10 protein-coding genes and 1 pseudogene are annotated in these 12,743 nt (G+C 72.5%); 4 read left to right on the plus strand and 7 right to left on the minus strand.

The features are described 5' to 3' along the window. Window positions 1-7: 7 nt before the first annotated feature. Window positions 8-1,264: a hypothetical protein gene (locus tag J2S55_RS08000; RefSeq protein WP_306858396.1), complete on the minus strand. Its 1,257-nt coding sequence runs from the start codon at window positions 1,262-1,264 to the stop codon at window positions 8-10. 467 nt (window positions 1,265-1,731) lie between these two features. Here J2S55_RS08000 and J2S55_RS08005 point away from each other — a divergent pair. Continuing rightward, a pseudogene (locus J2S55_RS08005) lies at window positions 1,732-3,054 on the plus strand (AfsR/SARP family transcriptional regulator); the annotation flags it as partial. 1,040 nt (window positions 3,055-4,094) lie between these two features. Here J2S55_RS08005 and J2S55_RS08010 read toward each other — a convergent pair. Together J2S55_RS08010 and J2S55_RS08015 are read right to left on the minus strand one after the other, a co-directional pair. Continuing rightward, window positions 4,095-4,850 carry a YcnI family copper-binding membrane protein gene (locus tag J2S55_RS08010; RefSeq protein WP_306858398.1) on the minus strand — a complete coding sequence of 252 codons (756 nt, stop codon included), beginning with the start codon at window positions 4,848-4,850 and terminating at the stop codon, window positions 4,095-4,097. 237 nt (window positions 4,851-5,087) lie between these two features. Next, a complete protein-coding gene (locus J2S55_RS08015) occupies window positions 5,088-5,642 on the minus strand; it encodes an MFS transporter (RefSeq protein WP_306858400.1) in 555 nt (184 codons plus the stop codon). A gap of 111 nt (window positions 5,643-5,753) precedes the next feature. Here J2S55_RS08015 and J2S55_RS08020 point away from each other — a divergent pair, with 111 nt between their 5' ends. After that, a complete protein-coding gene (locus J2S55_RS08020) occupies window positions 5,754-6,227 on the plus strand; it encodes a hypothetical protein (RefSeq protein WP_306858402.1) in 474 nt (157 codons plus the stop codon). Between the two features lie 118 nt (window positions 6,228-6,345). After that, window positions 6,346-6,963 (plus strand): LysE family translocator, encoded by a 618-nt coding sequence (locus J2S55_RS08025; RefSeq protein ID WP_306858403.1) that lies wholly within the window; start codon window positions 6,346-6,348, stop codon window positions 6,961-6,963. Between the two features lie 139 nt (window positions 6,964-7,102). On the opposite strand, the gene J2S55_RS08030 is transcribed toward J2S55_RS08025, so the two are convergent. Beyond that, window positions 7,103-8,449 (minus strand): lysine N(6)-hydroxylase/L-ornithine N(5)-oxygenase family protein, encoded by a 1,347-nt coding sequence (locus J2S55_RS08030; protein ID WP_306858405.1) that lies wholly within the window; start codon window positions 8,447-8,449, stop codon window positions 7,103-7,105. 85 nt (window positions 8,450-8,534) lie between these two features. Here J2S55_RS08030 and J2S55_RS08035 point away from each other — a divergent pair, with 85 nt between their 5' ends. Continuing rightward, the gene (locus tag J2S55_RS08035; RefSeq protein WP_306858406.1) at window positions 8,535-9,482 is read left to right on the plus strand and encodes a methionyl-tRNA formyltransferase; all 948 of its coding nucleotides are present in this window, start codon (window positions 8,535-8,537) and stop codon (window positions 9,480-9,482) included. 160 nt (window positions 9,483-9,642) lie between these two features. On the opposite strand, the gene J2S55_RS08040 is transcribed toward J2S55_RS08035, so the two are convergent. The 3 genes from J2S55_RS08040 to J2S55_RS08050 are packed head-to-tail and all read right to left on the minus strand — an operon-like array spanning window position 9,643 to window position 12,618. Next, complete coding sequence (locus J2S55_RS08040) at window positions 9,643-10,479, minus strand: ABC transporter ATP-binding protein (protein WP_306858407.1); 837 nt, start codon at window positions 10,477-10,479, stop codon at window positions 9,643-9,645. 4 nt (window positions 10,480-10,483) lie between these two features. Further along, complete coding sequence (locus J2S55_RS08045) at window positions 10,484-11,590, minus strand: FecCD family ABC transporter permease (RefSeq protein ID WP_306858409.1); 1,107 nt, start codon at window positions 11,588-11,590, stop codon at window positions 10,484-10,486. A 2-nt stretch (window positions 11,591-11,592) separates the two neighbouring features. Further along, complete coding sequence (locus J2S55_RS08050; RefSeq protein ID WP_306858410.1) at window positions 11,593-12,618, minus strand: FecCD family ABC transporter permease; 1,026 nt, start codon at window positions 12,616-12,618, stop codon at window positions 11,593-11,595. Between the last annotated feature and the right edge of the window lie 125 nt (window positions 12,619-12,743).

The raw sequence follows: 12,743 nt of genomic DNA on the forward strand, positions 1-12,743 counted from the left end.
AATCCCTTCAGGCGATGACGTGGGCGAGCCGCCGCCGCGCGCGCCTGCGCCGGCGGTCACGGATCATCAGCCAGGTGATGATCACGGCCTGGAGCACGACCAGCCCGGAGAAGACGGCCGAGTCCAGCAGTTCCTCCCAGCCGGCCGCGCCGCCGCCGGTGAAGCGCCCGAGCACCCCCGCGAACATCCGATAGGCGATCGGGACGGCGGCCAGGGCGAAGGAGCCGATACTCACCGCGTAGCCGACGACGATCAGCCAGGAGTACCATCGCGCGGTCCGCCGGTCGGTCTCGTGCCAGTCCGACTCGTCGACCAGCCGCCCGGTACGGCCCAGCAGCCGGTTGACCCGGTTGCGCAGGTGCTGTTTGGCGGTGTCGTGCAGATCGACGCAGCCGAGGACGGTGGAGATGAGCACGTAGAGGTCGGTGCGGAGATAGAAGGAGAACTGCCAGACGATCCGGATCAGGACCGCGAAGGCGATCGCCAGGCAGATCTTCCCGCCGAGGGAGAAGGCGCCGCCCGGCTCCCGGGTGAGGTCGGCGGCGAGGGTGAGCACGGCCATGACGAGCACGTCGGCCAGCATCCCGGCGAGGATCGGCAGATATCTCCTGCGGCGCGGCACGGCGACCAGGCCGGGCAGCGACGTCTCCAGCACGATGAAGTAGAGCCTGCGCCCGACCGTCAGCGTGGAGCGCAGCCCGAGCCGCCGCCCCGCCAGGGCGTGGAAGGCCTCGTGCAGCAGGAGCTGGGGGATGGCGAAGACGAACAGGGCGGCCTGGACGACCGTGTAGTAGTCGGTGAAGAAGACGTGCTCGTAGCTCGGCGCCAGGTCGGGCCGCCGGGCCATGGCGAGCAGGGCCCACCCGACGAGCGCGCCGTAGACGACCCAGGCCGGGGGAGAGAAGAGCGCCGTGCCCAGCCGCCGCCAGCGCACCGGGGCCGGGGCCGTCTCGGCCGGGGTCGTCTCCGCCGTCTCCGCCGTCTCCGGCGTGCCCGTCTGCCTGACGAACTCGAGCTCGCCCAGTGCCGCGATCACGTCGTCCATGTCGACGCTCTCGCCGTACTCCCCCAGATACCACGCCGCCGTGTCGCGCGGCGTGGCGCCGGCCTCCAGCCTGCGCAGGATCTCGGCGCCGTCGGGGGGGAAGATGCCGTAGGAGTCGATGTCGGGCCTGCCGACCGTCACCTCATCGCCGTCGTCCAGGTAGACGAGCGGGTGCAGCGGGAGTGGCCGGTCGGGGTCGTAGCCGGCGCTCGCGGTCACCGCGGGGCCTTTGCGTGCATGAGGGCTCCGTGCATGAGGGCGTGAGGGCGTGAGAGATCGTGCGGGTGCCAGAGGCACCCGCACGGGGGCTGCCTAGTTGGGCACCTTGTAGATCGAGCACGCCGCGGCGGTCAGGCGGATCGGGCCGACCTTGCGAATCTTGATCTTCTTCATCTGTGCACCCCCTCCCTGCGTCGAAGGTTCCGCATCACCATGACCGGTGGCGCTGGAGCGACGCCGACGCCGCACTGGACGGGAGATCCCCTATGGGGAGGGGGGAATACAGCCGGATGCCAGAACGGCTCCAGCGGCCGCACTCCGACAGGCCGATATCAGGCCGGTGCCAGGTCAATACTTCGCACTCGGCCGGCCGTACTTTGACAGGTCAATACCTCGCACTCGACTAGGTCAAATCGTATGATTCTCTGGTTTTAGCTACCCGCCGCTGGTCTGTCCTGGATGGGAATATGACGGGCATACGGTTCCGCCTGCTTGGTCCGCTCCGGGTGTGGAGGGGTGAGACCGAGGTCAGGATCGGCTCGGACAAGCAGCGGGCCGTGCTCGCCCTGCTCCTGCTCCGGGCGGGCTCACCGGTCAGGCGCCAGGAGATCATCGACACGCTCTGGGGCGACGACACGCCCGAGTCGGTGGTCAACCTGGTGCAGACCTACGTGGGACGGCTGCGCCGCCAGGTCGACCCGGGCAGGGGCGCGTCCTCGGCCACGACCTGGCTCAAGGGGATGGGTGCCGCCTACGTGGTCCAGCTCGGCCGGTGCGACGTGGACCTGGTCCGCTTCCGGGCGGGGGTGGCGGGGGCCCGCTCGGCCGCGGCCCCGGAGGAGTCCCTGGCGCTGCTGATCGCCGCGCTGCAAATGTGGAACGGGCCATGTCTGGCCGATCTCGACCATGTGCTGCGCGGCCATCCCTGGGTCCGCGCCATCGAGCACGAGCGGATCGACGCGTTGCTGGAGGCGGCGAGGATCGCCCAGCGGCTCGGCCGGTCGGCCGACGTCGTCCCGCAGCTGCGCGCGGTCGCCGCCGCCGAACCGCTGAACGAGGCCGTGCACACCTCGCTCGTGCTGGCCCTCGCCGCCTCCGGGATGCAGGCCGAAGCGCTGGCCGAATACGGGCTCATCCGCCTCAGGCTGGCCGAGGAGCTGGGCGTCGACCCCGGCTCCCAGCTGCGCGAGGCGTATTTCCAGGTGCTGCGCCAGGAACCGCGCTACGAGGGCGCCGACCCGGCCGGAGCGCCCCGCCCGTCCCTGCTGCCCGCCGACATCGCCGACTTCACCGGCAGGGAGAAGCTGGTCGAGCAGTTGAGTGCCCTCATCGCCGACCGCAGGCCGGGGCCGATCCCGGTGTCGACGATCACCGGCAGGGCGGGCGTCGGCAAGACGACGCTGGCCGTCCATCTGGCGCACCGCATGAGCGGCGACTTCCCCGGTGGCCAGCTCTACGCCGACCTGCGGGGCTCCGACGAGCAGCCGGCCGACCCATCCAGGGTGCTCAGCCGGTTCCTGCGCTCGCTGGGCGTCTGCGATCCGGTGATCCCCGAGGATCCGGACGAGCGCGCCGAGCTGTACCGCACCCGGCTGGCCGGCCGCCGCGTCCTCGTCGTGCTGGACGACGCCGCCGACCAGGCCCAGGTGCGGCCGCTGCTGCCCGGGTCGCCGTCCTGCTCCGTCATCGTGACCAGCCGGTCCCGGACGGCCGGCTGGCCCGGCGCGCACGCCGTCGACCTCGACCTGCTGGAGCCCCACCACGCGGGCGACCTGCTCGCGCTGATCGTCGGTGAGGAGCGCGTCGCGCCCGAGCCGGAGGCCGCCACCGAACTCGTCAGGCTCTGCGGCCGGCTGCCGCTGGCCATCCGGATCGCCGCCACCCGGCTCGCCGCCCGCCCCCACTGGACGCTCGCCAGGATGGCCAGCCGCATGGCCGACGAGCGGCGTGGTCTCGACGAGCTGTCGGACGTGCGGGCCACCCTCGCGCTCGGCTACCGCAGGCTCGACGGGCCGGCCCAGCGGGCCCTGCGCCTGCTCGGGCTGCTGGACCTGCCGACCTTCGCGCCATGGCTGGCCGCGGGGGTGCTGGAGACGTCCACCGAGGCGGCCGAGGATCTCATCGACGCGCTGGCCGACGCCTACCTGCTGGATCTCGCCGGGGCCGACGCCGGTGGCCGGCCCCGTTACCGCTTCCACGAGCTGGTGCGCCGCTACGCCCGCGAGCTGGCGCTGCGGGAGGAGAGCGAGGTCACCGTCAGGACGGTCGTCACCCGCGCCCTGGCCACGCTGCTGGCGCTGGCCCAGGACGCCGACGGCCGCCTGCCGCACACCGTCCGGGCGCCGGTCCAGGGGCGGTCGCCGCGCTGGCCGCCGCCGGCGGCCATCCGGGAGACGCTGCTCGCCGACCCGCTGGCCTGGTTCGACAGCGAACGGCCCTGCCTGGCCGCCGCCGTGCGGCAGGCTTCGGAGCTGGGCCACGACGAGCTGGCCTGGGAGCTGGCCGCCGCCACGCTGAACGCCGCGATCACCCGGACGCCGTGGGCCGAGAGCGGCGCCACCCACCGCTCCGCGCTCCTGGCCTGCCGCGCCACCGGCAACCGGCGCGGCGAGGCCGTCACCCTGCGCGGCCTGGGCGAGCTGGACCACCGCCAGGGCCGGCAGCGGGAGTGCCTGGACACCCTGGGCCTCGCGCGGGCCCTGTTCGCCGAGATCGGCGACGTCCCGGGCGAGGCCGACACCGCCGCCCGGCTCGACGCGCTGCGCCGTCCCGGCCGGGACGGCCCCGCGGAGCGGGCCCCGCGGGGCCGCTCCGGCCGGGCTACGGCGGCTCAGGAGGCGCGGCCACCGCGGCGCAGGCCGAGCACGCCGGCCACCAGCCCGGCCAGCCCGGCCAGCAGGCCGACGCCGCCGAGCAGGCGGGCCGTGCCGTCGGAGGAGTCCGCGCTCCCGGCGGCCGCGGCCGGCGCCACCGACGGCGCGGCGCCGGTGGCCGAGGCGGCCGCCGACGGGCTCGCGGAGACCGCGCCGTGGCCGTCGCCCTCGGCGGAGGCGGGCGTGAGCTTCAGCACCGGGGCCGGGCGCTCGGGCTCGGAGCCGTCGGCCTTGGGCTCGTCGGCCCACTTCACGACCTCGCCGCCGGTGTAGGTCTGGGTCGCGGGGAAGACGAGGTGGTCGGTGTCCTTGGGCAGCGCGCCCATGGACACCTCGAACTCCTGGAACTGGCCGGGCTCGATCTTCCCGCCCGACCAGGTGACCTTCGTGACGGCCTCGGTGATCTCGCCGTACTCGGTGGTGACCGGCTTGGGCAGCTTGCCCTCGGTCACCTTGACCTCCCAGCCGGGCAGCGGCTTGACCGAGACGAACGCCAGCGGGTGGTCGGTGGGGAAGGCGACCTCGACCTTGCTGGTCGAGGCGTCGTCACGCTCGTTCGGGACCCTGAAGGCGACCTTGGTGAAGCCGCCCTGTACGGCGCTGCCGGGATTGACGGTCACGTGGGCGAGGGCGGGAAGGGCCAGGCCGAGGGTGAGGGCGGTGACGCCGGCGGCGACGGCCACGGTGCGGCGGCAGGCAGAGGAAAGCGACATGGGGGTTCTCCACTTCGGATTTCGATTCCGGGATCTTCCGGACACGCCGGACGTGCGGGGACTCCGACCGGCCAGGACGTGCGGTGGGCGCCGCGCGTGAGGACATGCCGTGAGGACATGCCGTGAGGGCGTGCGGTGGGCGTTGCGCGTGTCAGGGCGTGCGGTGGATCCCGGGCACGCCGGGATGTGCGGGGAACCTCCCCGCGTCAGGACGCGCGGGAAGGGCGGGCGGGAAGGTCAGACGGCGGGCAGTGGAGGACCGCGCCGGCTGACGGTGTGACGGAGGGGGCTCCGCGCGGGGGCGGGCACGTCGGCGGCCCCGGCCGCGCGGGCGGGCGGGGCGGGCGCCGTGGGGGAGGGCAGCAGCAGGAGCAGCGCGCCCAGGCGCCGTCCGGCCGCGCGCAGCAGCGCCCACAGGGCGGCCTCGCCGCGCGCCAGCCACCAGCCGGTGACCAGCGTGGCGGTGAGGTGTGCGATCAGCATGCCCAGGCCCTCGCCCAGCCCCTGACCGTGCGGGTGCGCGGTCAGGGCGATCCCCGAGGGGTCGCCGTAGGCGAACAGCTCGTGCAGGAACAGCTGCATGGCCGACAGCCCCACGCTGATCGTCGCGGTGGAGCGTTCGCGCCCGGCGAGCAGCACGGCCAGGACCGTGACCGCCGAGGTCCCGGTGGCCATCGCCCACGGGGCGGGTCCCGAACCGCCGGCGGCCAGGTGGCCGAGGGCGGCGAGCATCACGCAGACGGCCGAGAAGGCGGCCGCGCGCATGACGCGTAACGGGAGTCGGGCACGCATGATGCCCCACATGTTATAGATTCCCACGCCTCCGCAGCGCCTGCCGTTTCAAGTTGTTTGTCGCTAAGGTTGCCGCGACCGTGACAAGCGCTCCGAGCCGAGGTGGTGGTGATGCGGCACTTCTCCGGGCTGCTGATCGGGTTGATCATGACGGCCGCCCTGCTGCCCGGCGGGGGCTGGGCGGTGCAGGAGGCCGGGGCGAACGTGATCGCGCTCTCCGGCGAGAGCGGTCCGGCGACCTGGGTGGCGCTCGGCGCCATGGCCGTGATCGGCCTGCTGTTCGGCCTGGTGGTCGCCGGCCGGGTCTCCCCGCTGGCGGCCTTCGTCCCGTCGATGGTCCTGCTGTCCTGGAACGTGGTCTACGCCCTCGACGCCAGACGTGCCGCCGGCCTGCTGTCCGACGTCGTCTCCCTCCACGAGGCCCTCGCCCCGGCCGGCCGGGGCATGGGACTGCTGCTCGCCAACGGCGTCTACGCCCTCCTCGGGGTCGCGCTGTTCGTGCCCGTCCTGATGCCCTCGCGCTGGTCCGGCCGGACCCACGACGATGACGACTACGAGCGCTCCGAGGAGCAGAGCTACTACTAGCGGTGCCGTCAAACCCGTGAATGATCCTGATGCGGTGTCGAATGGGCATGAAGGGAGCATCTAGGGTCTCGTGAGGAGTTAAGTCGGTTTTCGGGAGGGAAGTCCGATGTTGAAGGAAATGATCGCCTTTGCGGTCGCTTCCCTGCTGGTGTCCATGATTCCCGGGCCCACCACCGTGGTGATCCTGCGGCAGTCCATCCGCGCGGGCCGGTCGGCGGGGGTGGCGACCGTGCTGGGCAACGAGACCGGCTGGCTGGTGTGGTGCCTGACGGCCGCCTTCGGCCTGTCCGCGCTGCTGCTCGTCTCCGAGCTCGCCTTCGACATCATGCGGATCGTCGGCGCGATCGTGCTGGTCTGGTTCGGTGTGAGGATGCTGTGGCAGGCGCGGGGCGGCCCGGCCGAAGACCTGGCCGCGTCATCGGCCGTCAGGCCCTCGCTGTGGAGCTGCTACCGGTCCGGGCTGTTGACCAACCTGGCCAATCCGAAAGCCGGCGTGTTCGCGCTGTCCTTCCTGCCGCAGTTCGTGCCCGAAGGGGCGCCGGCGCTGCCGATGCTGCTGCTCCTGGCGGTGGCCTCGGCCCTCATCGACCTGGCCTGGTATCTGGGGATCGTCCGGCTGGTCGGTGCGGCCGAGCGATTCTTCAGGCGGCCCGCCGTACGCCGTTACCTGGAGTACGTGTCAGGAACCCTGCTGATCGGTCTGGCCGTCCGCCTCGCTCTGACGGCCAAGCCCTAGCGTGTGGTCAGCGTGATCCAGACGCTGGATCATGACGTGGCGTGAGCCGCCGGCCGGGTCCCGTGCGGGCCGCCACGGTGCGGGCGGGACCCGGCCGTGTACCGCGACGGTCCGACGCCGTCGCGGAACACGGCCGGGTTCAGGCGGAGCGGTCGGCGAGGGCGGGCGCCGTGCGCGCATGGTGGGCGAGCAGCGAGTCGCGGATCTCGCCGGCGCGGATGGCGGTGGTGGACAGCAGGGTAGAGGTGATGCCGTGGGTGTGCTCGGTGCTTCCCTGGAGATAGATGCCGGCGGTGACCTGAGGTGCGACCTCGACACGGTGGTCGCGGCCGACGCGGACGGCGTCCTCCTCGTCGCGCAGGCAGAGCTTGGCCGTCTCGCCGAGGAGGGCGCCGACGTCCTGGGGGCGGTAGCCGGTGGCGTGGACGAGGATGTCCACGGCGAGGACCTGCCGCTCGCCGGTGGGCAGGAACTCCACGGTGACGTCCAGGCGGTCGTCCAGGGCGCGCACGTCCCGGATGCGGGAGACGTTGAGGATGCGCAGCCGTTCCCGGCCCTGGATCTTCTCGCGGTAGGTGGTCGCGTACAGGGACTGGATGAGATCCATGTCGACCACCGAGTAGTTGGTGCTGCGGTGGTAGTCGAAGAGCGACTGCTTGACCCCGGGCGGGGAGTTGAAGAAGGTGTCGACCGCCTCGGGGTCGAAGATCCGGTTGGCGAAGGGGCTGTCGTCGGCGGGCGTGTAACCGTACTTGGCGAAGACCGCGCAGACCTCGGCCCCGGTGAGGGTGCGGTGCAGGTAGTCGACGGCCTCGGCGGCGCTCTGCCCGGCGCCGAGCACGAGGGCCCGGCGCACCGGGGTGCCGGCGCCGGTCAGCCCGGCGACGCGCGGGATCAGCTCGCTGTTGTGCCAGACCCGGTCGGACAGGACCGTGCCCGGCGGTAGGTGGGGTTCCAGGCCGGTGGCCACGGAGATGTTGCGGGCCCGGCGCACGACCGTGCGGCCCGGGTCCTGCGGGTCACGGCTGATCACGTCGAACCAGCGGACCTCGCCGTCCTCCGTCGTCACCGGCTCGACGGCCAGGACCTCCGCCGAGTAGTCGACCAGGTGCCGCACCCGGGCGGCGGCCCACTCGAAGTAGTCGTGGAACTCGATGCGCAGCGGGAAGAGGGTCTTCTGGTTGAGGAAGTCGGTCAGCCTGCCGCGCTCCTGCAGGTAGCACAGGAAGCTGAACCCGCTCGCCGGATTACGCATGGTGACCAGGTCCTTCAGGAAGGACACCTGCATCGTCGCGTCGTCGATGAGCATGCCTCGATGCCAGCCGAAATGCGGCTGCCGTTCCAGGAAGCCGGCATGGAGCCGTTCCGTGGCGGGCGCCCCCTCGTTGTGCTCTTCGACGGCTATGGCCAGCGCCAGGTTCGATGGTCCGAAACCAACCCCCAGGATGTCGTAGATGCTGTCCGGCTCACTGTGCAGTGTGTCCACCGCGGCATCGCCTCCCTCTGTGCGCCATATGTTAAATAAGGTTAGCCTTGCCTTGCAATGATCCCTTTCGAGGAGAGGATCCACCATGCGGGTCGTCATGTTCGGCTACCAGACGTGGGGCCATCGCACGCTGCAGGCCCTGCTGGACTCCGACCACGAGGTGGTGCTCGTCGTCACTCACCCCAAGAGCGACCACGCCTACGAGAAGATCTGGGACGACTCGGTCGCAGAGCTCGCCGACAAGCACGGCGTCCCGGTGCTGCTGCGCTACCGGCCCGACGACGAGGAGCTGCTGCGCGCGCTGCGCGAGGCGGAGCCGGACATCATCGTCGCCAACAACTGGCGGACCTGGCTGCCGCCGGAGATCTTCGACGCCCCGCCGCACGGCACGCTCAACGTCCATGACTCGCTGCTGCCGGCGTACGCGGGCTTCTCCCCGCTGATCTGGGCTCTGATCAACGGGGAGGAGGAGGTCGGCGTCACCGCGCACCGGATGAACGCCGAGCTGGACGCGGGCGACGTCGTGCTGCAGCGGGCCGTGCCGGTGGGGCCGGGCGACACCGCGACCGACCTGTTCCACAGGACGGTCGACCTGATCGGGCCGATCGTGCGCGACGCGCTCGACCTGATCGCCTCCGGCCGGGCGCAGTGGGTCCCGCAGGACCGCAGCAGGGCGAGCTTCTTCCACAAGCGGTCCGTCGAGGACAGCCGGATCGACTGGGACTGGCCGGCGGAGGACCTGGAGCGACTGGTGCGCGCCCAGTCGGACCCGTATCCCAACGCCTTCACCCATCACCGCGGAGAGCGGATCCGGATCGTGTCGGCGGCGGTGTCGCAGGCCTGCTACGGGGGCACCCCGGGGCGCGTCTTCATCCGCGAGGGGGACGGGGTGGTCATCGTCGCCGGCGCGGACGCCCGGAGCGGACGGAGGCGCGGGCTGGTCGTCAAGCGGCTGCGGACCGAGGACGGCACGGAGTACGCGGCCGGCGACTACTTCCGGACCATGGGCGGCTATCTCACCGCGCAGCCGTGAACCGCGCCGTGCGGTGGTGGGCCGTACCGTGCGGTGGTGGGCCGCGCCGCACGGGGTGAGCCGTACCGTGCGGGGTGAGCCGTACCGCACGGTGGTGGGTCGCGCCGCACGGCGGTGGGCCGTACCGTGCGGCGGTGGGCCGCGCCGCACGGGGGCGCGGTCAGCCGGCCGTCCCGGCGGCCGTCCCGACGCCCCGGGCGTCGTGGTGGCGGCCCATCGGGATGATCAACGGTGTGCCGCTGACCGGGTCGGTCGTGACCTGGCAGCGCAGATCGAAGATCTCCTCCACGGTCCGCGCGGTGATGACGTCGGCCGGGGCCCCCTCGGCGACGATGTGGCCGGCCTTCATGGCGATGACGTGGTCGGCGTACCGGCAGGCCTGGTTGAGGTCGTGGAGGACCATCACGATCGTACGGCCCTCGCGCCGGTTGAGGTCGGTGATCAGGTCCAGGACGTCGATCTGGTGGGCCAGGTCCAGATAGGTCGTCGGCTCGTCCAGCAGCAGCACCGCGGTGCCCTGGGCGACGGCCATGGCGATCCAGGCGCGCTGGCGCTGGCCGCCGGAGAGCTCGTCGACCGCGCGGTCGGCGAGGTCGGTCATCCCGGTGGCGGCCAGCGCGCCGTGGACGGCCTGCTCGTCGGCCTTCGACCACTGCCGCCACCAGGTCTGGTGCGGTGAGCGGCCGCGGTTGACCAGGTCGATGACGGTCAGCCCCTCGGGGGCCACCGGCGTCTGCGGCAGGATGCCCAGGCGCTGGGCCAGCTCCCTGGTGGGGATGGACTGCAGGGCGCGGCCGTCGAGCCGCACGCTCCCCTGACGCGGCGCGAGCAGCCGGGCCAGGGCCCGCAGCAACGTGGACTTGCCGCAGGCGTTGGCGCCGACGATGGCGGTGATGCGGCCCGGCGGGACGACCAGGTCGAGATCCTCCACGACCAGCCGGTTGTCGTACGCCAGGTGCAGGCCGCTCGCCCGCAGGTCCGGGTCGGGGGTCGACATGCGTTCAGCCTCCTGAGCCCGCGCGGTTGGCGCGGATGAGTAGCCAGAGCAGGACCGGCGCGCCGAGGACGCCGGTGACGATTCCGACCGGCAGTTCCATGCCGGAGATCAGCGTGCGCGCGATGAGGTCGCCGGAGAGCACGACCAGGGCTCCGGTCAGTCCCGAGGCGACCGGGGGCGGCCAGGCGGTGCCGGCCAGCCGCTGGGCGATCTGCGGCGCGGCGAGTGCCACGAAGGCGATCGGCCCGGCGGCCGCGGTGCCGAAGGCGATCAGCCCGACGCCCGTCAGCAGCACGGCGAGGCGGACCGGCTGCACGGGGGTGCCGAGGCCGGCGGCGACGTCGTCGCCGAGCTGGAGCGTGCGCATCAGGCGGCCCAGCGCCAGCGCCGCCGGCACCAGCACCGCCATGACGACGGCGAGCGGGACCGCCTGCTCCCAGGCGCGGCCGTTGAGGTTGCCCACCAGCCATCCGACGGCGGCCTGCGCCTCGAACCGTCCGCCGCCGGCCACCAGGTAGTCGGTGGCGCTGGTGCAGATCCACGAGATCCCGATGCCCACCAGGACGATCCGGTAGCCGGTGGTGCCGCGCCTCCAGGCGAGCAGGTAGACGACCAGCGCGGTGGCCAGCGCGCCGAGCAGCCCGAGCGTCTGGGTGCCGAGGCCGCCGTCCCAGCCGAGCACGATGCCGGCGACCACGGCGGTGCCGGCGCCCTCGATGAGGCCGATCATGTCCGGGCTGGCCAGCGGGTTGCGGGTCATCGTCTGGAACAGCGCGCCGGAGACGGCGAAGGCGATGCCGACCAGCAGCCCCACCACGGCGCGCGGCAGCCGCAGCTCCCGGACGACGATCAGGGTCCCGGGGTCGCCGGAGCCGGCCAGTGCCCTCATCACGGCGGGCAGGCCGATCGGGTAGTCGCCGACCGAGATCCCCCAGCAGAAGACCAGGAAGACGGCGGCGGCGAGCGCCGCGCACACCGTGACCAGCCGGGGCCGCAGGATCCCGGAGACGGGTGGTACGGCCAGCCGGAAGGTCCGGTGGGAGCGGGCCGGGACCGTGTCGCCGGGGTGAGGGGAGATCCGCCAGGGGCGCGGGGACGACGGGCGGGCCACGTTCACACCTCCGCGAGACGACGGCGGCGGACCATGGCGATGAAGAACGGGCCGCCGATGAAGGCGACCAGGACCCCGGCCTGGATCTCGGCGGGCCGGGCGAGGAGCCGTCCGGCGATGTCCGCGACGAGGAGCAGGCAGGGGGCGAGCACCGCCGACAGCGGCAGCAGCCAGCGGTGGTCGGGCCCCAGGCCGGCGTACTGGGCGAGGACCCGGGCGATGTGCGGGACCACCAGCCCGAGGAAGACGACCGGGCCGATGACCGCCACCGCCCCGCCGGTCAGCAGGGTGACCGCGGCCACGCCCTGGAGCCGTACGAGACCGAGCCGCCGCCCCAGCGAGGCGGCCACGTCGTCGCCGAGGGCCAGGCTGTTGAGTGTGGGCGCGCAGGCCAGCGCGAGCACCGCGCCGGCGGCGACGAACGGCAGGATCCGGAGCACCGCGTCGCCGTCCTGACCGGCGAGCGAGCCGGCCGACCAGAAGCGGTAGCGGTTGAGCGCGTCCGGGTCGGTCAGCACGACGGCGCTGGTGAGCGAGGTCAGCAGTGCGGTCACGGCGACCCCGGCGAGGGCGAGCTTGACCGGCGTCAGGCCGGAGCGTCCCAGCTTGCCCAGCAGGAAGACCAGGACGCTGGCGACGAGCGCGCCCGCGAACGCGGACCAGATGTAGCCGAGCAGCGAGCCGATCCCGAGCACCGCGACCGACAGCACGATCGCGAAGGCCGCGCCGGCGCTGACGCCCAGCAGGCCGGGGTCGGCGAGCGGGTTGCGGGTCAGCGCCTGCATGAGCGCGCCGGACAGCCCGAGGGCGGCGCCGGCCGTGAGCCCCAGCGCGGTGCGCGGCACGCGCACCGACCAGATGACGTTCTCGATGAGCCGGCTGTGCGGGTGGCCGGACAGCGTCCGTATGACCTGGTCAAGGGGGATGCTCAGAGCGCCGAGCGCGATCGACAGCAGGCAGAGTGCGACGAGGAGGGCGCCGAGCAGCGCCACGAGGAGGGCCGGGCGGAGCCCCTCGCCACGGATCATCGAGCTGTCTCCACTTTGCGACTTCCTTAGGTTAGGCAGACCTTAACTTTAACGTCCAGTGTGGTTGATCCCCTCTTTGTGAGGGTCTACTAATTTAGGTAATGCTTACCTTAGTATGTGGCGGT

The sequence above is a fragment of the Streptosporangium brasiliense genome (assembly GCF_030811595.1).
In the GTDB taxonomy this organism is placed as follows: domain Bacteria; phylum Actinomycetota; class Actinomycetes; order Streptosporangiales; family Streptosporangiaceae; genus Streptosporangium; species Streptosporangium brasiliense.